Raw genomic sequence first — 25,275 nt, 5'->3', positions numbered from 1 at the left:
CCCGTCCGGGTCAGAGGGACTCGCCCACATAGCGAGTGAAGTCGACAAGACGGTTGGAGTAACCCCACTCGTTGTCGTACCAGCCGACGATCTTCACCTGGTCACCGATCACGCGGGTGAGACCGGAGTCGAAGATGCAGGAGGCCGGGTCGGTGACGATGTCGGAGGAAACCAGCGGCTCCTCGGTGTAGCGCAGGTAGCCCTTGAGCTCGCCGTCGGCGGCGGCCTTGAAGGCGGAGTTGACCTCGTCGACCGACGCCTCGCGGCTCACCGTGACCGTGAGGTCGGTGGCCGAGCCGGTGGGCGTGGGAACCCGGACAGCGAAGCCGTCCAGCTTGCCCTTGAGCTCGGGCAGCACCAGACCGATGGCCTTGGCCGCACCGGTGCTGGTGGGAACCATGTTGATGGCGGCGGCACGCGCCCGGCGCAGGTCCTTGTGCGGGCCGTCCTGCAGGTTCTGGTCAGCGGTGTACGCGTGGATCGTGGTCATCAGGCCGCGCTCCAGCCCGAACGAGTCGTTCAGCACCTTCGCCATCGGCGCGAGGCAGTTCGTGGTGCACGACGCCATGGAGACGACGTGGTGCGCGGCGGGGTCGTAGTCCTGGTGGTTCGCGCCGAGGACGAACGTGCCGTCTTCGTTGGACGCGGGCGCAGAGATGATGACCTTCTTGGCGCCGGCGTCGAGGTGCGCCTTCGCCTTGGTGGCGTCGGTGAAGAACCCGGTGGACTCGATCACGATGTCAACGCCGAGGTCTTTCCACGGCAGGTTGGCGGGGTCACGCTCAGCCAGCACCTTGAAGGTCTGACCGCCGGCACTGATCGTGTCGTCTCCGGCGGTCACGTCCTTCTGAACACCCAGAATGGAGTCGTACTTGAACAGGTGCGCCAGCGACTTGGCGTCGGTGAGGTCGTTGACAGCGACGATCTCGATGTCCGAGCCCTGCGCCAGCAGAGCACGGGAGTAGTTGCGTCCGATTCGTCCGAATCCGTTGATCCCTACACGAACGGTCACGGTGGATCACTCTCCTTCTCACGTCTCAGGGTGTTTTACGTGCCGTGGTCGTCCACCCCGTCGTGGTGACCCGCAACAGACCTTAAGGCATACCCGCAAAGCATGCGTCATCACGGGTCACACCAACTTCTCACGACCGTTAAGAACACAACCACGACACTCTAGTGTGACCTGGGCAACATCTGCGGCATCCGTTCAGTAACTCCCAGGTGAACACGATGTTGCCCCGGAGGGTCATCATGGCTATCGGCACGAGGACGACCAGCCCGACAGAGGACCACCCGCTCGATGCCCAGCACGACACACCCGAAGACGTGGAGACACAGGCGCGCGCCTCGGCGGGACCCCGGCCCGGCGCCAACGAATCCCAGCTGTCCCCGCGGCGGCTCTGGATCGGCCGGGTTCTGGGCCCGGTATTGGCCGTGATGACCTACGTGCTGCTGCCAGTAGACGCGGACCTGTCGAACCCGGCCCGCACGACCGCCGCAGTTGCGGTGCTCGTCGCCGTGTGGTGGATGACGGAGGCACTTCCGCTGGCCACCACCGCACTTGTTCCGCTCGTCGCGTTCCCGCTACTCGGCGTCCTGGAAATGGAAGACGCAGCGGCGCCGTACGCCTCGCCGACCGTGTTCCTGTTCATGGGCGGATTCATGATCGCGCTCGCGATGCAGAAATGGAACCTGCACAAACGGATCGCGCTGCACGCGATGCGCATCGTCGGCACCAAACCCCGCCAGATCGTGCTCGGCGTGATGATCGCTACGTGGTTCCTGAGTATGTGGGTCAGCAACACCGCCACCACGCTGATGATGATCCCGATCGGGATCAGTGTGCTGGCGTTGGTAGGAACCGGCGATGGCAGCGAGGAGTCGAGAAAGAACGTCCGCAACTTCGGCGTCTGCCTCATCCTCGCGATCGCGTATGCCGCCACCATCGGCGGTACGTCGACGTTGATCGGCAGCCCGCCGAATCTGATCATGGCCGGCTTCGTGGAACAGAACTACGGCTTCTCGATCAGCTTCGCGGACTGGATGAAGATCGGCGTGCCATTGTCGGCCGTCTTCCTGGCGATCGCCTGGGTCCTGCTCACCCGGGTGTTCTACCCGACGAAGATTGCCGAGATCGCCGGGGGCCGGCAGGTCATCCAGAGTGAGCTGAGCAAGCTGGGCCGGATGTCACGCGGCGAGTGGAACGTGCTGGTCATCTTCGTCGGCACGGCCGCTCTGTGGGTGTTCCGGGAGCAGATCACCGGCTTCGAACCGCTGACCTCGGCGTTGCCGTTCATGGCCAACCTGAGTGATGCCAGTATCGCCATCGCAGCCGCCGTCGCTCTGTTCTTGATCCCGACGTCGTTCCGGCGAGCCGAAGGAACACTCGACTGGCGCACGGCTCAAGCCGGCATTCCGTGGGGCGTGCTGCTGCTGTTCGGCGGCGGCCTGAGTTTGGCCAAAGCAGTCCAGGACACCGAACTGAGCACGTACATCGGCATCAAGGTCGGCGAACTCGGTGGGCTGCCCACGGTCTTGCTCATCGCGGCCATCTGCCTCGTCGTGCTTCTCTTGACAGAACTGACCAGCAACACCGCCACCGCAGCAACCTTCCTGCCGGTCCTGGGTGGAGTGGCGGTCGGACTGGGCCTCGACCCGCTCCTTCTGCTGGTGCCCGCAGCCATCGCCGCTACCTGCAGCTTCATGCTTCCGGTCGGCACCCCGCCGAACGCGATCATCTTCGGAACCGGCCGGGTGACGATGGGCCAGATGATCCGGGCCGGGTTCTGGCTCAACCTGATCGGTGTCGTGCTGATCACCGGCGCTGTGATGCTGCTGGGCGCTTGGGCGATGGGAATCAGCTTCTGAATCGAGAAGCCGGACCCCGTGTGCCCGCTTCCTGCCACACTTGAACGCATGAACACGCGGCTCAGGGATCGCGTCCCCGGACGGGCGCGGTCCCTGCTCCCGAGGAGCCTGGCGCAACAGCTCTTCGCCCTCCAACTGGCGCTGATTCTCCTCCTTGTCATCGCCGGAGGGGTTCTCGCCTACCTCAACGCCCGCCATGACAGCGAGGCGGAAGCAGAGCGTCGTGCCCTGAGTTTGGCTCACGCACTGGCCGAACTCCCGGACGTGCACACGGCTCTCGCCGACGGCAATCCGGCCGCCTCGCTGCAACCGCTGGCCGAGTCGGTCCGGGTGGCCACCGGCACCGACTTCATCGTGTTCATGGGCACCGACCGCACCAGATACTCGCACCCGACCCCGGACCGAATCGGCGAGCAGTTCCTCGGCACCGTGGAGCCCGCGCTGGCCGGACAGAGTTTGACCGAGACCTACCAGGGAACACTCGGTCCGTCCGTTCGCGCCGTCGTTCCGATCTACCTCGAGGCCGACGCCGAGCCGGCGGCCCTGCTATCCATCGGGATTCTCCAGGACAGGATCTGGGACGAGCTCCGCCCCAGACTGTTCTCCATCATCGGCATTGCGCTGCTCGCACTCGGCGTGGCCGCGCTCGGTTCACTGGCTATCAGCCGCCGGCTCGACCGGCAGACGCTGGGACTAGGACCCGTGGAGATCACCCGGATGTACGAGCACCACGAGGCGGTATTGCACTCGGTCCGGGAGGGACTGCTCGTGCTCAACGCCGATGCCGAGGTGGTGCTCGCCAACGACGAGGCCGTCCACCTGCTTGGCCTACCCGACGATCACGAAGGCCGAACCGTCCGAGAACTCGGAATCACCGGCGCGTTAGCCGACACACTCACGGCGGGCGAGCCGGTCAGCGACCAGCTCCACGTCTTCGGTGACCGCGTGCTTGTCGTCAACCAGCAGCGCACCTCGAAGGACGGCCGGGAACTCGGGGCCGTCGTCACGCTGCGTGACCATACCGAGCTGGAATCGCTGACGGGTGAACTCGAATCGGCGCGCGGATTCGCCGACGCGCTCCGGGCTCAGGCCCATGAAGCCGCCAACCGATTGCACACCGTCATCACCATGGTCGAAATGGGCGAGCCGGAACGCGCCGTCGAATTCGCCACGGCCGAACTCGAGTCCACCCAGCAACTCGCCGATCAGCTCATCGGCGCGGTGACCGAACCGGCGCTGTCCGCACTGCTTCTCGGCAAAGCCGCGCAGGCACATCAGCGCGGCATCGATTTCACGGTCACTCCCGACACTGTGGTCCCGGATACGTTTCTCCCGTCCCGGGAGCTGGTCACACTCGTCGGCAACCTGGTCGACAACGCGATGGATGCCGCGGCTACCGGACCGCCCCCGCGCGCGGTGACCGTGACCGCGCGGCTCGACGAGGCCGAACTGGTGATCAGGGTTGGCGATTCCGGCCCAGGGTTCGACCCTGCGAATCTCGACGATGCGTTCGCCTGGGGCTGGTCGACCAAGGACACCGGCCATACCCGCGTCTCACCCGGCCGCGGCCTGGGGTTGGCGCTCGTTCGGCAGATCGTCACCCGATACGGCGGTCAGGCGTATGTCGAACACGAAAGCGGCTCCGCCGTCATCGTCCGCCTGCCCCGTCCCCACGACGATCGGCCGGCAGCCGCACCTGAGCCGCCGGCCCTGGACCAAACACTGGAGCGAGGGCCATGATCGCCACGTTGGTGGTGGAGGACGACCCACGAATCGCCGACGCACACGCACGCTACGTCCAGCGCGTGCGCGGTTTCACCGTCGCGGGTATCGCGCACAGCGGCGCCGAGGCACTGCGATTCCCCCGCCTGGACGACGTCGACCTCGTGCTGCTGGACTTCTATCTGCCGGACATGACCGGCCTCGACGTGTGTCGCACCCTGCGTGCGCACGGCCGGACAGTGGACATCATCGCCGTGACGTCCGCGCACGACATCGAGATCGTCCGGTCCGCCGTCGCACACGGCATCGTGCAGTACCTGCTCAAGCCGTTCACGTTCGCCGCGTTCCGCGACAAGCTGGAACGTTATGCCGAATTCCGGCAGCGCCTCCAGTCGGGTGGCCGCACCGCTGCCCAACAGGATGTGGATCGCGCGTTAGCCGCCCTCCGGGGCACCGCCGGCGGGCCGTTGCCGAAGGGCATGAGCACGGAAACGCTCGAGGCGGTGACAACGCAACTCCGCCGAGCCTCACACGGCCTCTCGGCCAGCGAAATGGGCGAGCTGCTCGGGACCGCGCGTGTCACGGCCCGGCGATACCTCGAGTTTCTCGTCGAGAAGGGCTCGGTCTCCCGGGAGCCGCGCTACGGGCAGACCGGCCGTCCTGAGCAGCTTTACCGATGGACCGCCTCCTGAACCAACCCCACATCACCCCCACCCCACATCACCCCCACCCCACATCACCCCCACCCTCGTCGGTGATCGACAGTGCGCTGTGGTCGCTCATTGGTGATCGACAGTGGAGTGTGGCTGCGGCCCAACGACCACAGCGCACTGTCGATCACCGACGAGGGTGGGGTGGGTCGATGGGAGGTAAGGGGTTGCGGCCCCGGCCCAAGGGGATAAACCAGGGCCGCAACATGACCCGACGCGTGGTGGGGGTTAGCGCGTCGGGCGTTGGTCGCCGTCCTGATCGGGGTCAACTCCCCCGGTCAGGACGGTCGGTCTTGTGTGGTGGTGACTCCGGGATACCGCCCTGGTTCTGCCGGCCGTTCTCCTCCGAACCAGCTGGCCGGTTCTCCCGGCCATGCTCACCCGGATCCTCCGGCCGATTTTCCCGGCCATGCTCACCCGGATCCTCCGGCCGGTTCTCCCGACCATGCTCACCCGGATCCTCCGGCCGGTTCTCCCGACCATGCTCACCCGGATCCTCCGGCCGATTTTCCCGACCATGCCCACCCGGATCCTCCGGCCGATTTTCCCGACCATGCTCACCCGGATCCTCCGGCCGATTTTCCCGACCATGCTCACCCGGATCCTCCGGCCGATTTTCCCGGCCATGCTCACCCGGATCCTCTGGTCCCGAACCATCTGGTGATCCCGCGGGGTTCTTCCCCGGCGCTTCGGTGATGTCGCCCGTCTCGTTCTCCGCGATCTCGCCGCCCGTGTGTTCCCCGTCGGTGAATTTGATCGGCGTGACGGCCTCGACGACGGTTTGGACCCGGTCCTGCACGGCATCCGGGAAAGCACCCGCTGCCACCGCCCCTGAGAGCCCGGTGAAAACGATTGCCACGCCGGCGGCCCAGCGTGCTCGCGGACCTGCTGCCGCCACAATGTCGCGCACCCATCCGCGGCGCCGGGCCGGATACCGCGCAGCGGCGACATCGTGGAACTGACCCGAGGCCATCCGCCGGGCGAGCTCAGCACTGGGCCGGACCGGCTGGTCCGCGGTCCGGCGAATCGCCCGCGCGGCCTCCGCCAACGACGAGTGTTCGGGCGCCACTGTGTCGCCGCTGAGGATGACCTCAGCGGTGGCGTCGTCGATCACCGGGAATGAACGCATCTCGTTAACGTCATCGCTGGAGCGGCTCATAGGGTTACGCCCTCCCGCGACAACTTCTTCCGGAGCGCGGTGAGCCCTCGCCGCTGCAACGCTTTGATCGCACCAGGCGACTTGCCCACGACCTGGGCGACCTGTTCGACCGTCAGGTCGGCAACGACGCGCAGCAGCAACACCTCGCGCTGATCGCCGGACAGTTCCGCGCACAATGCGTGCACGCGACGTTTTCCGAGCACGTCGAGCGCATCTTCCTCGACGTCGCCGCCCGGGCGGTCGAAGGCCTCCACGTCGGCGATGGGTGTGCTGTGCCGACGTGACCTGCGCCGCCGTTCGTCGACCAAACGGCGGTGGGCGATGGTGAACACCCAGGACCGGAACTGTTTCTCGGATCCGGAGAACGACGGGAGGCCCGCGAAGACCCCCATGAACACGTCGCTGCACAGGTCTTCCGGCTCAGCGGAGCCTTGCATCCGGGCATAGCCGGCAACGGCGGGTGCCAAATCACCGTAAATGCGCTCAAATGCCCACGGCGCGCCTGTGCGCGCCGCGCCGAGCACAGCATCGAATTCTTCGCCGAGCGACAGCTGAGCCTCCCCTTGAGCGCTGCTCTGCCTGAGAGATCGACCAATGAGGGAGTCGTCGGGCTCGTGTGCCCGGACACCCTGGATGGCCACGCCGAAAGTCAGTCGTCACACGAACCCCCCGTGCGACGCCCAGCCTTTGCCTCGCCCTCCAGGCGTCCGACCCCACTCACGATCCAACGCCCTATTGCGCGAACTCTCATTCGAGTAATCGCACAGGATGTCCCGAAGGGTACGGATTGCTGGAAGAAACATTCAACAAGCATCTATCGTCCATATTCTGGACCATATTGCGAACGCGGAGGACCGCGGCAGCGAGTAGCTGACACCCACGCCAGCGGAAATGCCGCCTACGGGCGCAGTTCCTTGATCAACGCATCCGCCTCGGCTACGTTGCCGGCCAGTCGCCGGGCCAGCTCGTCAGCACGCTGATGCACTGTCGCCTCGTGGCCGCGGATATACAGAAACCCCAGGACGTCGCCTGCCGGAATCGCGACGATCAGTCCTGGCGCCTTGGCGCCTTCCGGATAGGTCCACTCGTCTTCGAGCGCAACCGCGCCCGCCGGAAACGATGCCGGCAGCTGAGTAGCAGCGAAGGTCGCGGTGGTTCCACTGGCATAGTGGGCCTCGGGGCACCGCTCGGGGACCTGGCCGAACGCCTCCATGGTCTGCTCGACGCCACCCGGCTCGTAGTAGACGATCTCCACGCCAACGGTATATCCGCCTTCATCAGGCCACGGCCAGGCGTCGTTCTTCCACCACCGCTGCGTGCGCGCCAGACGTAGCTGATCCACGGGGTCGGCGTGGTCGCCGCAGTACGCGAACGTGGGGGTCTGCAGCCCCGACTCACGCCGGTAGGACTCGTCGGCAGCCATGCCGAGCTGCTGCTCGGTCAGCCGCGCGTCGTCGAGAACCTGTTGTACGTGCTCGATCGGCGGCGCCGTACTGGTAGGCAGTACACCGCCATCCGGATTGGAGGAGGCGCCGCCAGGTTGCCCGTCCGCGGGCTCGTCGCCGGTACATCCGGTCAGCGCCAGCCACGCTGTGACGAGCACCGCGAGCCACGGTCTCATGGTGCAAGCATGTCCGACGTCAGGCTCGATTCGGTGCCGGGTATACCCAGATCGGATGCTTTTCGATCAGCCATCGCCAGCAGCCGCCGGATCCGCCCGGCCACCGCGTCCTTCGTCATCGGCGGGTCCGAGAGCTGACCGAGCTCTTCCAAACTCGCCTGTTTGTGTTTCAGGCGCAGCTCACCGGCTTTGCGCAGATGATCGGGGACATCGTCGCCGAGTACTTCGAGCGCACGCTCGACCCGAGCGCCGGCCGCCACGGCTGCCCGAGCCGAGCGCCGCAGGTTCGCGTCGTCGAAATTGGCGAGCCGGTTGGCGGTAGCCCGGACCTCCCGGCGCATCCGCCGCTCTTCCCAGGCCAGCACGCTGTCATGGGCTCCGATGCGGGTCAGCAGCGCTCCAATGGCCTCGCCGTCGCGCACCACCACCCGGTCGGTCCCCCGCACATCCCGGGCCTTGACCTGGATACCCAGGCGCCGGGCCGCGCCCACCAGCGCCAGCGCCGCCTCCGGTCCCGGACAGGTCACTTCCAGCGACGACGAACGGCCCGGCTCGGTCAGCGACCCGTGGGCCAGGAACGCGCCCCTCCACGCCGCCTCGGCGTCACAGGTAGCACCATTCACCACCTGCGGTGGCAGGCCCCGGACCGGTCGCCCGCTGCCGTCGATCAGGCCGGTCTGGCGAGCCAGGTGCTCACCGTCGCGGGCCACTCTCACCATGAAGCCAGTCCCCTTGCGCAATCCCCCCGCGGCGACCGTCGCCAACTCGCTTTCATGTCCGAACACGTCGGCTATGTCACGCCGCAGCCGGCGGGCCACGACCCCCGTATCAAGCTCTGCCTCGATGACGATCTTGCCGCTGACTATGTGCAGTCCACCACCGAAACGCAGCAGTGCCGACACCTCTGCCTTCCGGCAGCACGTCTTGGTCACGTCGAGGCGAGCCAACTCGTCCTTCACCGAAGCTGTCATCGCCATGGTTCGATCCTGCCACGCCCGAGGGTCTGAACGAACGTCCCTCCCAGCAACTCGGGGTCGTGTCTGGATGAGCCGTCCGGCGCCGCGACGTCGGCGATCACCAGTTCGGCTCCCATCTCGGCGGCTACCCGGCGCAGCAACGGCTCGTCCGGAACCGAACCGCGGTCGGCCACGACGAGATCGATCCGCAGGTCCGGGGCGTAGGCGCCGAGCACCTCGAGGTGCATCTCCGGGGTGAAGTTCGAGGTCTCACCACCCTCCGGCGTCAGGTTCAGCGTGATCGCTCGTAGTGCAGGCGTGGTCACGAGCGCCTCCCGCAACTCGGGGACGAGCAAGTGAGGTATCACGCTGCTGAACCAGGATCCAGGCCCCATGACGACCCACTCGGCCTCAGCGATCGCGGCCAGCGTCTCCGGACAGGCCGGTGGATCCGGCGGCGTCAAACCGACCGCGACCACATCGCCGTCCACGGTGGCTACCGCGTGTTGCCCGGAAACGGTCCGGATATCACGGTAGCCGTTGGCCGACCGGCGCGAACTTCCCACCAGCGCTTCGATGTTCATCGGAACCAGCGCCATCGGCAGTACCCGGCCCTGGGCCCCGAGGAGCCTCGCGACCCAGTCCAGTCCCTCGATCAAATGGCCGCTGGAACCGGCGAGGCCATCTTCGGGTGGCCGGCGTGCCGTCCCGTACTGACCACCCAGCAGATCCCACAGAGCGACGATCAGCAGGTTTCCGGCAGCGTGATTGTGCAGCTCACCGCCGCTGAAGCGGTGCTGGAGCACCCTGGCCCAGGTGCGGCCCCAGTCGTCGTCGCCGCACAGCGCCGCCAGCGCCATCCGCAGATCCCCCGGCGGAAGAACACCGAGCTCACGCCGCAACCGGCCGCTGGATCCGCCGTCGTCGGCGACGGTGACCACCGCGGTCAGCCGTCCGGCCATCCGGCGCAGTGCGGCCAGCGAAGCCGCCAGGCCGTGACCGCCTCCAAGGGCGACAACCTTCGGACCTGCCAGTGTGTCCATGGTCAGGACGGGGTCCTATCACTCGCGGCCGAGATCGCGGTGCGCGACCAAGGTCTCGACTCCTCGCTGACGCAGGCGGATCGCCAGCGCCTCGCTCATCGCGACGCTGCGGTGTTTCCCGCCGGTACATCCGATGCCGATGGTCACGAATCGCTTTCCCTCGCGCAGGTACCCCTGTGACACAACGCCGACGAGTTCGCTGTAGCGGTCGAGGAAGTCTTCAGCCCCGGGCTGATTCAGGACATAGTCGCTCACGTCGGCGTCCAGGCCCGTCTGCGGCTGCAGTTCGGGAACCCAGTGCGGGTTGGGCAGGAACCTCATGTCCGCGACCAGATCGGCGTCGACCGGCAAGCCGTACTTGAACCCGAACGACACGATCACCGCTCGCAACCCCAGTTCCTCACCGGCGAATGCCGTGCGAATCCGTGCGCCGAACTCGTGGATGTTGAGCAACGACGTGTCGATGACGACGTCGGCCCCACCGCGCAGCGTGGCCAGCTCTGCCCGCTCTCGTTCGATCGCCTCCACCACACGTCCGCCCCCTTGAAGCGGATGCGGGCGACGCGCCGATTCGAACCTGCGCACCAGGACTTCGTCGCTGGCTTCCAGGAACAGCACCGAAGGCCGCACACCTTGCTCGGTCATCGCTTCCAACGCGCCGCGGAGTTCACCGAAGAAGGCGCCGCCGCGTACGTCGGCGACGACGGCGAGACGGCGGATGTCCTCGTCTTTGCCCACCATCGACACGAGGTCCATCAACAACGCCGGCGGCAGGTTGTCGACCACGAACCACCCGAGGTCGTCGAGCGCCGCCGTCGCGGCGGTCTTACCGGCCCCGGACATTCCGGTCACGATCAGCACCTCGGGCACGGCAACGGCACCCACTTCCTGAGGCTCATCCTTCTCTGCCACCTAATTCCTCCCCCGTTATCAACCATACGAACCGCAGGCCGCCATGATTCCAGCTTCCACCGCCACGCGCACGACGCGGTCGTGATCCAGCACGGCGGCCCGCTCAGCCCTCGCTGATCTCACCAGTGGCGGTGTTGACCGAACGTGCGGGCTGGCTTCGAGCGAGTGCGTGGGCGATGTTCTCAGCCAAGGCAGGACCGATGCCCTTCACCTGACTGATCTCCTCGGGACCGGCGGCGCGGAGCTTCTTCAGCGAGCCGAAATGCGCCAGGAGCGTCTTTCGCCGGGCCGGGCCAAGGCCGGGAATGCCGTCGAGCAGGCTATCGGTCATCGACTTCGAACGTCGCTGCCGGTGATACGTGATGGCGAAGCGGTGCGCCTCGTCGCGCACTCGCTGCAGCAGATACAGCCCTTCGCTCGTCCGCGGCATGATGACGGGATCTTCGGTGTCCGGCAGCCAGACTTCTTCCAGGCGTTTGGCCAGGCCGACGACCGGTATATCAGGAACGCCCGACTCGTCCATGGCCTGGCGGGCGGCATTGACCTGGGGCTGCCCACCGTCGACGATGACCAGACCGGGGGTGTACGCGAATCTCTGCGGCCGGCCGGTCTCAGGGTCGATCCTCGACGGCCCCCGGTTTTCCCGGGCGTCGGGCTCCGATATTTCACCGTCCTCGACGGACACGCCCGGATCGCCGGCATCGTTGACGGCCGCGACGTGCTGCCGGCGGAATCGGCGCCGCAACACCTCCCGGATGGATGCGACGTCGTCGATCCCCTCGGTTCCCCGAACGCCGAACTTGCGATACTCGCTCTTGCGCGGCAACCCGTCCTCGAACACCACCATGGACCCGACCACCTCGGTCCCGGCCAGATTCGAGATGTCGTAGCACTCGATCCGCAGGGGCGGCTCGTCCAGTTCGAGCGCCTCCTGCACCTCTTCAAGCGCCCGGCTCCGGGTGGTCAGATCGCTGGCGCGCTTCGTCTTGTGCAATTTCAGGGTCTGAGCGGCGTTACGCGAGACTGTCTCGAGCAGCGCCCGCTTGTCGCCACGTTGCGGGACTCGCAGATCCACCTTGCCACCACGCAACTCGGCCAGCAGCTCGCGCAGCGCATCGGCCTCATCCGCGTCCTCCGGCAGTTCCGGAACGATGATCTCGCGCGGGACGGTTTCACCACCGGCCTCACCATAAAGCTGCAGCAAGAACCGCTCCAGCAGCTCGCCCGCAGGAACGTCCTCGGCCTTGTCCGCCACCCATCCTCGCTGCCCACGCACCCGGCCGCCGCGTACGTAGAAGATCTGCACCGCGACCTCGAGAGGGTCATCCGCGAGAGCCACGACGTCGGCGTCGGTACCGTCACCGAGCACCACCGCGTTGGCCTCCATGGCGCGCTCGAGCGCGGCGATGTCGTCACGTAACCGGGCTGCTCGCTCGAAGTCGAGTTCGGCGGAGGCGGCTTTCATCTCCCGCTCGAGGCGTTTGATGTACGTGGCGGTCTTGCCCTCCAAGAACGCGACGAGATCCTCGACGATCTCCCGGTGCTCCTCAGCGCTGACCCGGCTCACGCACGGGGCCGAACATTTGCCGATGTACCCGAGCAGACACGGCCGCCCGATCTGGCGCGACCGGTTGAACACACCCTTCGAGCAGCTGCGGATCGGGAAGACACGCAGAAGCTGATCGAGAGTCTCCCGGATGGCCCAAGCGTGTGCGTACGGGCCGAAGTACCGGACGCCTCGCTTCTTGGCCCCGCGCATGACGAGCGCCCGGGGATATTCCTCGTTAAGTGTGATGGCCAGGTACGGATAGGACTTGTCGTCCCGGTAGCGCACGTTGAACCGCGGATCGTACTCCTTGATCCACGAATACTCGAGCTGCAGGGCTTCGACTTCGGTGCGCACGACGGTCCACTCGACCTTCGCGGCGGTGGTCACCATCGCCAGCGTGCGCGGATGCAGCGCCGAGAGGTCCTGGAAATACGACGAGACGCGCGAGCGCAGGCTCTTGGCCTTGCCGACGTAGATCACCCGGCCGTCGCCGTCACTGAACCGGTAGACGCCGGGCTCGACCGGGATGGAGCCGGGCGCGGGGCGGTAAGTCGAAGGGTCGGCCACGTGTTCCAGCCTACGAGTCAGCACAGACACCCCCGCACCCAAGGTGTTGATCATGGGCGGATGACACCTATTGGGCGCCCGATAGGTGTCATCCGCCCATGATCAACACCTTGGGTGCGGGGGTGTGGGTGGGGTTGTCAGGCCGGGCGGGTGGGGTTGTCAGGCCGGGCGGGTGGGGTTGTCAGGCCGGGCGGGTGGGGTTGTCAGGCCGGGTGTGGGGATATTTACCAATTCGTGCCGAAAACAAGTGCCTGCTGAGTTCTCAATTCGCGTGTTCTCCCCGACACACAAGGTCATCCTCGGTTATCTTCGTGACACGCCATGGGCCGAGTTTTACCAAGAGGATGTGAGCGGTAAATGACTGTCAACTTATCTAATGTCGATTTTGTCGATGAGCTTGTCGATTCTTTCGCTGAGCTCGGGCGGGATGTCGGCGAATTCATCCCCCGCCTGATCGTCGCCCTACTCCTACTCCTGGTCGGGCACTGGATCGCCAAGCTGATCCGTCGCCTGCTGATTTCGGTGCTCGAACGGGTCGGCGCAGGCCGCCTGACCGAGGCGGCTGGCCTTGAGCCGATGCTGCAACAAGCCGGAACATCCGGAATACGGCTAATCGGCCAGGTCGCCTACTTCCTCATCTTCCTGATATTCATCCAAATCGCTGCCGAAGTTCTCGGAATCGAACAGCTCACGCAGCTACTCAGCGACCTGATCGCATACCTGCCACTTGTTCTCATCGCGCTTCTTGTCCTGTTCGTCGCGGCCGCGATTGCCAATTGGGCATACGGCGTGGTCCGGCCATTTGCCGAGAGCCGCAATATGGGCTGGGTGGCTACCGCGGTCCGCATCGGTGTTCTCGTCGTCGGTGTTCTGGCCGCTCTCGACACACTGAACTTCGCCCCTTCGGTCACCGACAAGATCGAGAACACACTGCTCCAGTTCCTGCCACTGTCGATCCTCCTGGCCGGCGTCATCGCATTCGGCATCGGCGGAATCGACACGGCGAAGAAGTGGTGGACGAAACTCGCACCCCGTCCGGGAGGCGGCGGCCGCGAGCCGCAGAACACCCCCGAACCGCCGCGACAGGACCCCCCGTCCTTCTGATTCGGGACAAGTTTCGTAGCTTCGGACGACCCCGGGGCGGTCGCACCCAACATGGTGCGACCGCCCCGTTTTCGTGCGCCATCTCGCTGTCTCCGCAGATCCGGGCGCGAACTTCACTCGTGCCGGCCACCCCGGCCGATCAGGGATGAACCGGGCCAGGACCGGACTCCGGTAGCCCGTGGGCACCGGACCGGTCGGTTATAACAGATTGGGAACGCTCCCAAGAATGCTCTTGATCTCGTGGTAATCCTGCGGCAACGCTAATGGGAGCGCTCCCGTACGGCACGAGGGACGCTTCGCCTGCGGCCGACGGTCCGCGCCGGACGCATGCCGACATCACACGACCTGGAGGGTCAGGATGAGCGTCAGACCAACCCGAACCCGAACTATTCTTGCCACCCTCGGTGTCGCCACGCTGCTCCTCGCTGCCTGCGGCGGCGACGACAGCGAGCCTGAGGCCTCCGACGCCGAAGCGCCGGAAGCGGCAGCCGAGGACGACGACGGAGACGACGCCGACACCACCGACGCCGAACAGATCACGCTCGTGGTCGACGTCTTCGGCGAGCAAGGCTTCGGCTACGAGGCTCTGTACGAGCAGTACATGAGCGAAAACCCGCACATCACCATCGAGGAACGCGGCGCCGGCCTCGGCCTGGGCGACTACAACGACCGGCTGGTCCAGCAGATCACCGCCGGATCCGGCGCCGGAGACGTCGTCGCGCTCGAAGAGGGCACCATCGTTCAGTTCTACGCACAGCTGGACAAGTTCGTGAACCTCGCCGATCACGGCGCGGCCGAGCTGGAGAGCAACTTCCTGCCGTGGAAGTGGGAGCAGGGTGCCCCGGGCGGCTTCGTACTCGGCCTCGGCACCGACGTCGGCTCGATGGCCATGTGTTACCGCAGCGATCTCTTCGAGGAGGCCGGCCTCCCCACCGACCGGGACGAGGTATCCGCGCTGTGGACCACCTGGGAGGACTACATCGCCGTCGGCGAGGAGTTCGAGGCAGCCGACACCGGTCAGGGGTTCCTGGACGCGGCCACCAACGTCTACAACACGATGCTGATGCAGATCGCCGGCAACAACTCCGGCTACACCTACTACGACCCGGACAACAACCTCGACCTCGACAATCCGGACATCAAGGCTGCCTGGGATCTCACCATCGAGATGATCGAGAAGGGTCTCTCCACCGGACTCAACTCGTTCTCGGACGAGTGGAACGCCGGGTTCCAGTCCGGTAGCTTCGCCACCATCGCCTGCCCCGCGTGGATGACCGGAGTCATCTCCGGCGCCGCGGGCGACGACGCAGCCGGGCTGTGGGATGTCGCAGACGCACCTGGCGACGGCGGCAACTGGGGAGGATCCTTCCTCGCGGTGCCGGCCGAATCCGAGCACCCGGCCGAGGCCGCGGCATTGGCCGCGTACCTGACCACGCCGGAGGCACACGTCGAGGCGTTCGAAGCGCTGGGCAACCTGCCGTCCTCGCCGCAGGCACTCGGTGACGATGCCGTGCTCGCCGCCACCAACGAGTACTTCAACGACGCTCCAACCGGGCAGATCTTCGGCGCCGGGGCACAGGACCTGCAGCCAGTCGTCCTCGGGCCGCAGAACAACGCGATCCGCACGGCCTACGAAGACGCATTGCGTTCGGTCGAACAAGGCGAGCGCACACCGGACGAGGCCTGGCAGAACGCGCAGGACACCGCGGCTGGCATCGGCTAGTGGGTTCGTGATCCTGTGAAGCTGAAGGATCGGGCCGATCCGCATGTGAGCACGGCGGGCGGACGGCCCGGGGGACTCCGCCGCCCGTCGTGGGCACGGCTGGACCAGAAGATCTCGCCGTACCTCTACGTGCTGCCGTTCTTCGTGTTGTTCGCGATCTTCGGGCTGTATCCGCTGGGGTACACCGTCTGGATCTCGCTGACTGATCAGTCACCGATGTCCCCCGAGACGAGCTTCGTCGGCGCCGAGAATTTCACCCGGTTGCTCGAGGACTCACGGTTCTGGAACTCGGTCGGCAACACGATCGGCATGTTCATCGTCGCCACCATTCCCCAGCTGATGATGGCGCTGATCCTGGCGAACTGGCTGAACCGCAGGCTCCGTGGCATCGGCTTCTTCCGGATGGCGATCGCGATACCGATCGTCACCTCGACGGCCGTCGTCGCGCTCGTGTTCGGCATGTTCTTCGCCCGCGACTACGGTCTGGCCAACGGCATCCTGGAGATGTTCGGCATGGAGCGCATCGACTGGCGGGCCAGTAGATGGACCTCGTGGATGTCGATCGCGTCGATGGTCGACTGGCGCTGGACGGGATACAACGCGCTGATCTACCTCGCGGCGATGCAGGCGATCTCCCGCGACATGTACGAGGCCGCGGAGCTCGACGGCGCGTCCCGCATGCGGCAGTTCTGGCAGATCACGGTGCCACTGCTCAAGCCCACCATCATCTTCACGGTCACCATCTCCACGATCTACGGCCTGCAACTGTTCACCGAGCCGCTGATGTTCACCAGCGGATCAGGTGCTCTCTCCGGTGGCAGCACCGGGCAGTTCCAGACCATCACGATGTACCTCGTCCAAGTGATGCGCACGTATCACCAGTGGGGCTATGCGGGCGCGATCGCGCTGGTTCTTTTCCTGCTCATCGTGGTCATGTCGGCGATCAATTTCCTGCTGGTCCGCCGGATCAGCTCGGACCGGTGAGAGGACGGCGATGACAGCCCCAACCATGAGTGCTCCGCCGCACGACACCAAGCCGGCTCCGGCCAAGAAGGTCCGCGGCCGCAAACCTCAGCACGACGACGGCGGTCCCGTCCGGCGGGCCGGACCACTGACCGTCGGCGGGCTGATCGTGGCCGCGTTCCTGTCGATCTTCCCGTTGTACTGGATGGTTGTTGTCGCGTCACGTTCGAGTGAGGCGGCCTACAGCTGGCCGCCTCACCTCCTGCCAGGCGGGAACCTCGGCGAGAACGTCCAGCGGGTCCTCGACAACCCGGACGCGGCGATCGTCCGAGGCCTGGTGAACTCCATGATCGTGTCCGGGACCATCACCGTGACCACGGTGTTCTTCGGGGCGCTGGCCGGTTTCGCCTTCGCCAAGCTGCGGTTCCGAGGCAAGAACGTGCTGCTGCTGGCGATCTTGCTGACCATGATGGTGCCGATTCAGCTCGGCATCGTGCCGCTGTACATCATCATGAGTGAGCTCGGCTGGCTCAACGACGTCAAAGCCGTGATCGTGCCGTTCCTGATCAGCGGATTCGGCATTTTTCTGATGCGCCAATACAGCATCCAGGCCATCCCGGACGAGCTGATCGAGGCGGCCCGGGTCGACGGCTGCTCGACCTGGCGCATCTTCTGGAACGTCGCCGCGCCCGCGTTGCGACCCGCGGCTGGCGTACTCGGCCTGCTGACCTTCATGCAGTACTGGAACGACTTCTTCTGGCCGTTCATCGTGTTGGCCGACCCCGGCAACCCCACCGTGCAGATCTCGCTCAAGACCTTGAATTCGGCATACCACCAGGACCTGTCTCAGGTCTTCGCCGGCATGGTCATCGCCACCGTGCCCCTCGTCGTCGTCTTCATCCTGTTCTTTCGGCAGATCATCAGCGGAATCATGGAAGGTGCAACCAAAGGATGACCATCGACAAGCCAGCACCCCGGCCTCGGGCCACGTCCAGTATCGAGTTCCCTGCCGGATTCCGGTGGGGTGCTGCCACGGCGGCCTACCAGATCGAAGGCGCGGTGGCCGAAGGCGGGCGCGCCCCCTCCATCTGGGATACGTTCAGCCGCGTTCCCGGAGCCATCGCCGATGGTTCCACCGGAGACGTGGCGTGCGACCACTATCACCGGTTCCGCGACGACGTCCGGCTGATGGCCGATCTCGGGCTCACGTCGTACCGCTTCTCCATCGCTTGGCCGCGCGTGCAGCCACCCGGAAAGGGACCGGCGAACCAGGACGGCCTGGACTTCTACCGGCATCTGGTGGACGAACTACTCGCGAACGACATCGAGCCCTGGGCGACGCTCTACCACTGGGATCTCCCCCAACCGCTCGAAGATGCCGGAGGCTGGCCGGAACGTGAGACCGCGGCCCGCTTCGCCGACTACGCCAGCCTGGTTCATGGGGCACTCGGCGATCGAATCCGTAACTGGACGACACTCAACGAACCCTGGTGCTCGGCGTTTCTGGGATACGGCTCCGGCGAGCACGCCCCTGGCCGCCGGGACGGCACCGCAGCCGTCCGGGCGGCGCATCACCTCCTTTTGGGCCATGGTCTGGCGACCCAGGCGATTCGCGCCGATGACGCCAGCGCCGACGTCGGCATCACCGTCAACCTCTACGGCGTCTCGGCCACTGGGTCTCGTGCCACAGACCTGGACGCCGCCCGGCGAATCGACGGTATGGCGAACCGCATCTTCCTGGATCCGCTGCTCCGGGGCGAGTACCCGGCGGACGTCCTGGAAGACCTCGGTCCGGTATCCGACTTCAGCCATGTCCACGACGGCGACATGCCGACAATCGCGACACCAATGTCCTATCTGGGTGTCAACTACTACAGCCGCTACTTCGTTGCCGGACCACCCGACGGTGACACGTCCGCATCACCGCCGTCGGACTGGTCGGGGGCGTGGCCGGGTAGTGAGTTCGTCCAGTTCAGCACCCCCGACCAGCCGGTGACCGGCATGGGCTGGGCGATCGACGCCGACGGGCTGGCCGAGATCCTGGTCCGGCTGCATCGCGACTACACGTCTCTACCGATATACGTCATGGAGAACGGTGCCGCCTACGACGACGTCGTCGACGACGACGGCCAGATCAGCGACCCCGAGCGGCTGGCGTACATCAAAGCGCACCTCGGTGGTTGCCACGAGGCGATCACCAGCGGTGTCCCGGTGCAGGGTTACTTCGTGTGGTCTCTGATGGACAACTTCGAATGGGGCTACGGCTACAGCAAGCGATTCGGGATCGTCCACGTCGACTATGCCGATCAACGCCGTACGCCAAAGAAGAGTGCCCAGTGGTACGCCGATGCCATCAGCCGTAACGGCTTCGACGCATAATGACCGGGTGACAAGTCAACGCAGCCGCACGGCCGGGCGGCCGACCCTCGAGCAGGTCGCCGCCCGCGCCGGCGTCGGCCGAGGCACGGTCTCCCGGGTGGTCAACGGTTCAGATCAGGTCAGCCCGCATGCCCGCGAAGCCGTGGAACGAGCCATCGCCGAGCTCGGCTACGTCCCCAACCTGGCCGCTCGCGCCTTGGTGACCCAGCGCACCGACGCTGTGGCGCTGGTGGTGTCCGAGTCGGAGGAGCGAGTGTTCGGCGAGCCGTTCTTCGCCGGAATAGTGCGCGGGATCAGTTCAGGACTCGTCAACGCCCAGCTTCAGCTCTGGCTGGCCATGGCCCAATCCGCGGCTGAACGCGAACGTGTGGAGCATCACCTGACGTCCCAGCACGTCGACGGGGTCATGTTGTTGTCGCTGCACGACGCCGATCCGTTGCCATTGCTGGTCGAACAGCGCGGTCTGCCGCTCGTGCTAGGTGGTCGGCCGGCACGGCTGACACGGCCTGGTGCGTCGGCGGGCTGGTTCGTCGATGTCGACAACATCGGCGGAGCCCAGCGCGCCGTCGACCACTTGCATGCGTCCGGACGAAGGGTTGTCGCCACCATCGCCGGCCCGCAGGATATGGGCGCCGGATTGGCCCGGCTGGCGGGCTACCGGGAAGCATGCCGGGCTCACGGACTCGCCACGGACGACGGCCTCGTCGCCTACGGAGACTTCAGCTATGAGGCAGGCGTCGCGGCGATGCGGCAGCTCCTCGAACGGCGCCCGGACATCGACAGCGTCTTCGTCGCGGCTGATCTGATGGCCGCCGGAGCGCTGCGGACCCTCCGCGAGGCCGGCCGGCGCATCCCGGACGACGTGGCCGTCGTCGGGTTCGACGACTCCGGCGTCGCCCGGCAGACCGATCCGACACTCACCACGGTGCGCCAGCCGATCGAGGAGATGGGCCGGGAAATGGCCCGGCTGCTCATCGCCCGGATCGCCGGGGAGGAACCCGAAGAGTCCTTCACGGTGCTGGACACGACCGTCGTCGTCCGCGAGTCCGCCTGAAAGCCGATCCGCCAAAGGGAGATGAGATGGAACGCGTCTGCTTCACACTCCAGGTCCGTCCAGATCGCCTGGACGAGTATCGTGAGGCTCACCAGCATGTCTGGCCGGAGATGCTCGACGCGCTCCGGGATGCCGGGTGGCGTAACTACTCCCTGTTCCTGCGCGACGACGGCCTGCTGATCGGCTACGTGGAGTGCGACGATTTCCAGGCGGCCCTGGGCGCCATGGCCGGCACGGACGTGAACAACCGTTGGCAAGCAGCGATGTCGGAGTATTTCACCGACATGGGCGGTGACCGGGCCGACGAACGTATGCGCCGGCTGCCGGAGGTCTTCCACCTCGACTGACCACACGTGCGGCGACCCGGTCCACCAACGGCCGTTGAGCTATGACACGACGCGGAAACGCAGGTTGGTCACCTGGCCCGAGGCATGAGTGCCGATCAGCTCAAGGTTGCTACGGCGGAACTGCCGTCGCTCGAAGAAGCGGACACCGTCACCGAGCAGAACCGGCAGTACATGCACGAAGATCTCGTCGACCACACCCGCTTCGAGGCACTGCTTGACCACGTTGGCACCGACCACTTCCAGATTCTTCCCGCCGGCTGCGGCCAGCGCCTGGGCCACGGCGGCACGGACGTCGCCGGACAAGAACGTGATCGCCGCGCTCGGAGGCCGCTCGGGCGGCTCGTGTGTGAGCACGAACCCCCGTCCGTGCCACGCGCCCTCATACGCGTCACGGTCGTCCCTGGCGCCGACGTCGTAGCTGCGCCGTCCGCCCAGCATCGCGCCCGTGGCGTTCATGAACTCCGCTATGACGTCGTCTTCGACGCCCAGGTACTCGAAGATCCACTCCATGTCGTCACCCGGCGCGGCGATGAATCCGTCCAGGGACATCGTCGCGTGTGCGACGACCTTTCCGACAGCCATCCTGATGCTCCTCTCGGCAACCACCGCTCACGGTGAGCGGTTCAAGGTTGAGACGGCTGCCGGCACAAAACTCATCGGTCGGGCATGTCCAGCACCCTCGGCAGGCCGAACGGCTCGAACGGGATGTCGTGGATCGCGGTGATCTCCACGATCCGGCCGTGCTCGAAACGCAGCAACTCAATGGCGAAGGCGCGATAGAGGGTGTCTCCCGGTCTACGAACATAGGCAGCGGCCGCTGGCTGACGGTTGGCGCCGGCCGCAAGCATCCGGAAACGCCCAGGGATTCCGGCACCAAGGCCCGCTGTCATGGACTCGACCACAGCGTCTTTACCGGCGAACCACATCGGCCATGGGGGCATCGTCGCCCGGACATCGTCGGCCAGGAGTTCGGCGATGGCCGCGATGTCGGCCCGCTCGGTCGCGTCCATGAACCGCCGGAGCATCGTGCGCTCTTCGGCAGTCACTTCAGTGGTCCGTGCCCAGCCGTGCCGTTGCTCGGGCAACTGCCTCCGGAGTGTCTCACGGGCCCGTTGCAACGCGCTGTTCACCGCCGGCACCGAAACATCCAGGAGATCGGCGACCTCTCTGGCTCGCCAGCCCAGCACGTCACGCAGGATCACCGCGGCACGTTGTCGGGGCGGCAGATACTGAATGGCCGCCAGGAAGACCAGCTCGATCGTCTCCCTGGTGACCACCACAGTGTCCGGTTGTTCACCAGGCGGTGCGGCCACCTCGAGCAGCTGATCCGGAAACGGCTGCAGCCAGGGCTGATCCGCCGGGGGCGGCAGCTCGGCATCGGGAGACCAGGGAGGCGTCACGTGGTGCGGAAGCGTCCGCCGCGACCGACGCTCCAGCACGTCGAGACAGGCGTTGGTGGCGATGCGGTAGAGCCACGCGCGAACCGATGCGCGGCCCTCGAAACTCGCCCGTGCCCGCCACGCACGCAGAAACGTCTCTTGGACGAGGTCTTCGGACTCCTCGAACGAGCCCACCATCCGGTAGCAGTAAACCTGCAGTTCACGCCGCAACCGCTCGGCCAGCGCGGCGAACACCGGCTCGTCACCCGCGCGCAGCGCCGCCGCCACCGCGCCGTGGTCCGGCTCGGTGGGGGCAGCGCCGGTATCGGTCACGACATGGTCCTGAACGTCACCCCTGAAGAATGGGACGCAGGAACGCTCCTGTGTGAGAACCCTCGATCTGGGCGACCTGCTCCGGGGTGCCGGTGGCCACCACCGTTCCACCGCCGGTACCACCCTCAGGCCCCATGTCGATGATCCAGTCCGCGGTTTTGACGACGTCGAGGTTGTGCTCGATGACGACGATGGTGTTGCCCTTGTCCACCAGGCCCTGCAATACCCCGATGAGTTTGCGGATGTCTTCGAAGTGCAGCCCGGTGGTGGGTTCGTCGAGGACGTAGATGGTCCGGCCGGTGGAGCGCTTCTGCAGTTCGGCCGAGAGTTTGACCCGTTGTGCTTCACCACCGGACAGCGTGGGCGCGGGCTGACCGAGCCGGACGTAGCCGAGGCCGACGTCGACCAGCGTGCGCAGGTGCCTGGAAATCCGCTGGACCGGTTCGAAGAACTCGACGGCTTCCTCGATCGGCATCTCGAGGACCTCGGAGATGGTCTTGCCCTTGTAATGGACTTCGAGCGTCTCGCGGTTGTAGCGCGCGCCGTGGCAGACCTCACACGGCACGTACACGTCCGGCAGGAAGTTCATCTCGATCTTGATGGTGCCGTCACCGCTGCATGCCTCACAGCGCCCACCCTTGACGTTGAACGAGAACCGGCCGGGTTGATATCCGCGGATCTTGGCTTCCTGTGTCTCGGCGAAGAGTTTGCGGATGTGGTCGAAGACACCGGTGTACGTGGCCGGGTTGCTGCGCGGGGTACGTCCGATGGGTGATTGGTCGACGTGCACGACCTTGTCGATCAGCGCCATCCCGTCAATACGCCGGTGCCGCCCCGGCACGGCCTTGGCGCCGTACAGCTCCTTGGCCAGCGACGTGTAAAGGATGTCGTTGACCAGGGTGGACTTGCCGGAGCCGCTGACGCCGGTGACCGCGACGAACAGCCCCAGGGGGAACGACACGTCGACTCCACGGAGATTGTGCTCCCGGGCTCCGACGACGGTGAGCGCACGATCTTCGGTCGGTGGCCGCCGGACCGCCGGCGTCGGGATCTCCCGCCTGCGCGAGAGGTATTCACCGGTGATGGAGCCCTCATGTGTCATGAGTTCTTCCACCGGACCACTGACGACAATCTGCCCACCGTGCTCACCAGCACCGGGTCCGATGTCTACCACCCAGTCGGCGGTGCGGATGGTGTCTTCGTCGTGCTCGACCACGATCAGGGTATTGCCGAGGTCGCGGAGCCGGACCAGGGTCTCGATCAACCTATGGTTGTCCCGCTGATGCAGGCCGATAGAGGGCTCGTCGAGAACATAGAGCACGCCGACCAGACCGGAGCCGATCTGCGTCGCCAGCCGGATACGCTGTGCCTCGCCTCCGGCCAGGGTGGCCGCCGGGCGCTCGAGGCTCAGATAGTGCAGCCCGACGTCCACGAGAAACTGCAGCCGCTCGTTGACCTCCTTGAGCACGCGAGCGGCGATCTGCTCCTCGCGCTCGGACAGCTGCAACTCTTTGAGGAATCGCGCGCACTCGCCGATGGGCAGCGCCGCCACCTCGGCGATGCTGAGCCCGCCCAGAGTGACCGCCAGCACCACGGGCTTGAGCCGGGCACCCTTACATGCCGCGCACGGGATCTCGCGCATGAATCCTTCGAACCGCTCCCGGCTGGCGTCGGACTCGGCCTCGGAGTACCTGCGGCGGACCCACGGGATGACGCCCTCGTACGACGTGTAGTACGAACGTTCACGTCCGTAACGGTTCCGGTACCGCACGTGGATCTGGTCGTCATACCCGTGCAAGATCGCATCTCGCGCCTTCTTGGGTAACTTCTCGAACGCCACATCGGTACGGAACCCGATGGTCTCCGAGAGCGCCGTCACCAGCCGCCCGAAATACTCCGAGGTCTGAGCCGGCGCCCACGGCGCGAGCGCGCCGTCGTTGAGACTGCGCTCGGGGTTCGGCACGACGAGTTCCTCGTCCACCTCCATGCGGGTCCCCAAGCCGGCACACTCGGGGCACGCGCCGAACGGCGAGTTGAACGAGAACGTCCTCGGCTCCAGCTCTTCGAACGAGAGCTCGTCATATGGGCAGTACAGATGCTCGGAGAAGACCCGCTCGCGGTGCTCGTCGTCCTCCGGGAGATCGACGAAGTCGAGAGTCACGAGGCCACCGGCCAGCCGCAGCGCCGTCTCGATCGAGTCGGTCAGCCGTCGCGATCCGGATCGCTTGACGGTCAGGCGGTCAACCACCACTTCGATGGTGTGTTTCTCCTGCTTCTTCAGCTTGGGCGGCTCTGCGAGCTGGTGCACCTCACCGTCGATCCGGGCCCGGGAATAGCCCTGAGACTGCAGTGTGCGGAACAACTCGACGTACTCACCCTTGCGTTCACGCACCACCGGCGCGAGCACCTGAAACCGGGTTCCCTCATCGAGTTCGAGGATTCGGTCCACAATGGACTGCGGAGTCTGCCGCCCGATGGGCCGCCCGCACTCCGGGCAATGCGGCCGCCCGGCCCGCGCATACAGCAGGCGCAGATAGTCATAGACCTCGGTAATGGTGCCCACGGTGGAGCGCGGATTGCGTGAGGTGGACTTCTGGTCGATGGAGACCGCCGGGGACAACCCCTCGATGAAATCAACATCCGGCTTGTCCATCTGGCCCAGGAACTGCCGAGCGTAGGCCGACAACGACTCGACATAGCGACGCTGGCCTTCGGCGAAGATCGTGTCGAAAGCCAGACTGGACTTGCCCGACCCGGACAATCCGGTGAAAACGATGAGTGAGTCCCGGGGCAGATCCAGCGACACGTCCTTGAGATTGTGCTCCCGAGCACCGCGTATTACGAGGCGCTCACCAGCGTGGCTGGTGGTCAGTTCGGTCATCAGCG

General features: G+C 65.9%; 21 protein-coding genes. 10 read left to right on the top strand and 11 right to left on the bottom strand.

Translation table 11 applies throughout. From position 1 onward, the window contains the following. Positions 1–10: 10 nt before the first annotated feature. Complete coding sequence (gene gap / locus F7O44_RS00465; protein ID WP_162448244.1) at positions 11–1,012, bottom strand: type I glyceraldehyde-3-phosphate dehydrogenase; 1,002 nt, start codon at positions 1,010–1,012, stop codon at positions 11–13. Between the two features lie 218 nt (positions 1,013–1,230). Between gap and F7O44_RS00460 the strand changes: the two genes are divergently transcribed. The 3 genes from F7O44_RS00460 to F7O44_RS00450 are packed head-to-tail and all read left to right on the top strand — an operon-like array spanning position 1,231 to position 5,282. Further along, a complete protein-coding gene (locus F7O44_RS00460; RefSeq protein WP_222850919.1) occupies positions 1,231–2,868 on the top strand; it encodes an SLC13 family permease in 1,638 nt (545 codons plus the stop codon). A 48-nt stretch (positions 2,869–2,916) separates the two neighbouring features. Then, positions 2,917–4,608 (top strand): sensor histidine kinase, encoded by a 1,692-nt coding sequence (locus F7O44_RS00455; RefSeq protein WP_162448242.1) that lies wholly within the window; start codon positions 2,917–2,919, stop codon positions 4,606–4,608. Next, entirely contained in the window at positions 4,605–5,282 is a 678-nt protein-coding gene (locus tag F7O44_RS00450) for a response regulator (RefSeq protein WP_162448241.1), read from the top strand. Before F7O44_RS00455 ends, F7O44_RS00450 begins: the two co-directional genes overlap by 4 nt. Before the next feature lie 283 nt (positions 5,283–5,565). Here the strand turns inward: F7O44_RS00450 and F7O44_RS00445 are convergent, their stop codons facing one another. From F7O44_RS00445 to uvrC, 7 genes are all read right to left on the bottom strand, one after another. Beyond that, positions 5,566–6,459 (bottom strand): hypothetical protein, encoded by an 894-nt coding sequence (locus F7O44_RS00445; RefSeq protein WP_162448240.1) that lies wholly within the window; start codon positions 6,457–6,459, stop codon positions 5,566–5,568. Next, positions 6,456–7,100 carry a sigma-70 family RNA polymerase sigma factor gene (locus F7O44_RS00440; protein WP_162448239.1) on the bottom strand — a complete coding sequence of 215 codons (645 nt, stop codon included), beginning with the start codon at positions 7,098–7,100 and terminating at the stop codon, positions 6,456–6,458. Before F7O44_RS00440 ends, F7O44_RS00445 begins: the two co-directional genes overlap by 4 nt. Before the next feature lie 257 nt (positions 7,101–7,357). Next, complete coding sequence (locus F7O44_RS00435) at positions 7,358–8,080, bottom strand: hypothetical protein (protein ID WP_162448238.1); 723 nt, start codon at positions 8,078–8,080, stop codon at positions 7,358–7,360. Then, positions 8,077–9,057 (bottom strand): DNA-binding protein WhiA, encoded by a 981-nt coding sequence (gene whiA / locus F7O44_RS00430; protein WP_162448237.1) that lies wholly within the window; start codon positions 9,055–9,057, stop codon positions 8,077–8,079. The genes F7O44_RS00435 and whiA overlap by 4 nt, the downstream gene beginning before the upstream one ends. Further along, on the bottom strand, positions 9,048–10,079 hold the full coding sequence (locus tag F7O44_RS00425; RefSeq protein ID WP_162448236.1) for a gluconeogenesis factor YvcK family protein: 1,032 nt from the start codon (positions 10,077–10,079) through the stop codon (positions 9,048–9,050). Before F7O44_RS00425 ends, whiA begins: the two co-directional genes overlap by 10 nt. Before the next feature lie 18 nt (positions 10,080–10,097). Next, the gene (gene rapZ / locus F7O44_RS00420; protein WP_222850918.1) at positions 10,098–10,991 is read right to left on the bottom strand and encodes an RNase adapter RapZ; all 894 of its coding nucleotides are present in this window, start codon (positions 10,989–10,991) and stop codon (positions 10,098–10,100) included. A gap of 103 nt (positions 10,992–11,094) precedes the next feature. Beyond that, positions 11,095–13,107: an excinuclease ABC subunit UvrC gene (uvrC, locus tag F7O44_RS00415; protein WP_162449233.1), complete on the bottom strand. Its 2,013-nt coding sequence runs from the start codon at positions 13,105–13,107 to the stop codon at positions 11,095–11,097. Positions 13,108–13,464: 357 nt separating this feature from the next. Here uvrC and F7O44_RS00410 point away from each other — a divergent pair, with 357 nt between their 5' ends. From F7O44_RS00410 to F7O44_RS00380, 7 genes are all read left to right on the top strand, one after another. Next, positions 13,465–14,211, top strand: a complete 747-nt coding sequence (locus tag F7O44_RS00410) for a mechanosensitive ion channel family protein (RefSeq protein ID WP_162448235.1) — start codon at positions 13,465–13,467, stop codon at positions 14,209–14,211. A gap of 358 nt (positions 14,212–14,569) precedes the next feature. After that, complete coding sequence (locus F7O44_RS00405; protein ID WP_162448234.1) at positions 14,570–15,934, top strand: ABC transporter substrate-binding protein; 1,365 nt, start codon at positions 14,570–14,572, stop codon at positions 15,932–15,934. A gap of 21 nt (positions 15,935–15,955) precedes the next feature. Beyond that, positions 15,956–16,918: a carbohydrate ABC transporter permease gene (locus F7O44_RS00400; protein ID WP_187361033.1), complete on the top strand. Its 963-nt coding sequence runs from the start codon at positions 15,956–15,958 to the stop codon at positions 16,916–16,918. A 10-nt stretch (positions 16,919–16,928) separates the two neighbouring features. Further along, a complete protein-coding gene (locus F7O44_RS00395) occupies positions 16,929–17,852 on the top strand; it encodes a carbohydrate ABC transporter permease (protein ID WP_162448232.1) in 924 nt (307 codons plus the stop codon). Next, a complete protein-coding gene (locus F7O44_RS00390; RefSeq protein ID WP_162448231.1) occupies positions 17,849–19,276 on the top strand; it encodes a GH1 family beta-glucosidase in 1,428 nt (475 codons plus the stop codon). Before F7O44_RS00395 ends, F7O44_RS00390 begins: the two co-directional genes overlap by 4 nt. A 7-nt stretch (positions 19,277–19,283) precedes the next feature. Further along, positions 19,284–20,330, top strand: coding sequence for a substrate-binding domain-containing protein (locus F7O44_RS00385; RefSeq protein ID WP_162448230.1), 1,047 nt, complete (start codon positions 19,284–19,286; stop codon positions 20,328–20,330). Positions 20,331–20,356: 26 nt separating this feature from the next. Further along, positions 20,357–20,677 carry an L-rhamnose mutarotase gene (locus F7O44_RS00380; protein WP_162448229.1) on the top strand — a complete coding sequence of 107 codons (321 nt, stop codon included), beginning with the start codon at positions 20,357–20,359 and terminating at the stop codon, positions 20,675–20,677. Between the two features lie 39 nt (positions 20,678–20,716). Here the strand turns inward: F7O44_RS00380 and F7O44_RS00375 are convergent, their stop codons facing one another. The 3 genes from F7O44_RS00375 to uvrA form a co-directional block, all read right to left on the bottom strand. Then, on the bottom strand, positions 20,717–21,259 hold the full coding sequence (locus F7O44_RS00375) for a dihydrofolate reductase family protein (RefSeq protein WP_162448228.1): 543 nt from the start codon (positions 21,257–21,259) through the stop codon (positions 20,717–20,719). Between the two features lie 71 nt (positions 21,260–21,330). After that, entirely contained in the window at positions 21,331–22,389 is a 1,059-nt protein-coding gene (locus tag F7O44_RS00370) for a sigma-70 family RNA polymerase sigma factor (protein ID WP_222850917.1), read from the bottom strand. A gap of 16 nt (positions 22,390–22,405) precedes the next feature. Beyond that, a complete protein-coding gene (gene uvrA, locus F7O44_RS00365; RefSeq protein ID WP_162448227.1) occupies positions 22,406–25,270 on the bottom strand; it encodes an excinuclease ABC subunit UvrA in 2,865 nt (954 codons plus the stop codon). Positions 25,271–25,275 lie beyond the last annotated feature (5 nt).

Source organism: Phytoactinopolyspora mesophila (assembly GCF_010122465.1).
In the GTDB taxonomy this organism is placed as follows: domain Bacteria; phylum Actinomycetota; class Actinomycetes; order Jiangellales; family Jiangellaceae; genus Phytoactinopolyspora; species Phytoactinopolyspora mesophila.
The sequence above is the reverse complement of the archived record's forward strand: the minus strand, read 5'-3'. Positions and strand labels throughout refer to the sequence as shown.

Bases quoted from the DNA above. Each gene is read 5' to 3' on its own strand.
- F7O44_RS00460 (WP_222850919.1), top strand. From the start codon at position 1,231: ATGTTGCCCCGGAGGGTCATCATGGCTATCGGCACGAGGACGACCAGC.
- F7O44_RS00455 (WP_162448242.1), top strand. From the start codon at position 2,917: ATGAACACGCGGCTCAGGGATCGCGTCCCCGGACGGGCGCGGTCCCTG.
- F7O44_RS00450 (WP_162448241.1), top strand. From the start codon at position 4,605: ATGATCGCCACGTTGGTGGTGGAGGACGACCCACGAATCGCCGACGCA.
- F7O44_RS00445 (WP_162448240.1), bottom strand. From the start codon at position 6,459: ATGAGCCGCTCCAGCGATGACGTTAACGAGATGCGTTCATTCCCGGTG.
- F7O44_RS00435 (WP_162448238.1), bottom strand. From the start codon at position 8,080: ATGAGACCGTGGCTCGCGGTGCTCGTCACAGCGTGGCTGGCGCTGACC.
- whiA (WP_162448237.1), bottom strand. From the start codon at position 9,057: ATGGCGATGACAGCTTCGGTGAAGGACGAGTTGGCTCGCCTCGACGTG.
- F7O44_RS00425 (WP_162448236.1), bottom strand. From the start codon at position 10,079: ATGGACACACTGGCAGGTCCGAAGGTTGTCGCCCTTGGAGGCGGTCAC.
- F7O44_RS00410 (WP_162448235.1), top strand. From the start codon at position 13,465: ATGACTGTCAACTTATCTAATGTCGATTTTGTCGATGAGCTTGTCGAT.
- F7O44_RS00405 (WP_162448234.1), top strand. From the start codon at position 14,570: ATGAGCGTCAGACCAACCCGAACCCGAACTATTCTTGCCACCCTCGGT.
- F7O44_RS00395 (WP_162448232.1), top strand. From the start codon at position 16,929: ATGACAGCCCCAACCATGAGTGCTCCGCCGCACGACACCAAGCCGGCT.
- F7O44_RS00390 (WP_162448231.1), top strand. From the start codon at position 17,849: ATGACCATCGACAAGCCAGCACCCCGGCCTCGGGCCACGTCCAGTATC.
- F7O44_RS00380 (WP_162448229.1), top strand. From the start codon at position 20,357: ATGGAACGCGTCTGCTTCACACTCCAGGTCCGTCCAGATCGCCTGGAC.
- F7O44_RS00375 (WP_162448228.1), bottom strand. From the start codon at position 21,259: ATGGCTGTCGGAAAGGTCGTCGCACACGCGACGATGTCCCTGGACGGA.
- uvrA (WP_162448227.1), bottom strand. From the start codon at position 25,270: ATGACCGAACTGACCACCAGCCACGCTGGTGAGCGCCTCGTAATACGC.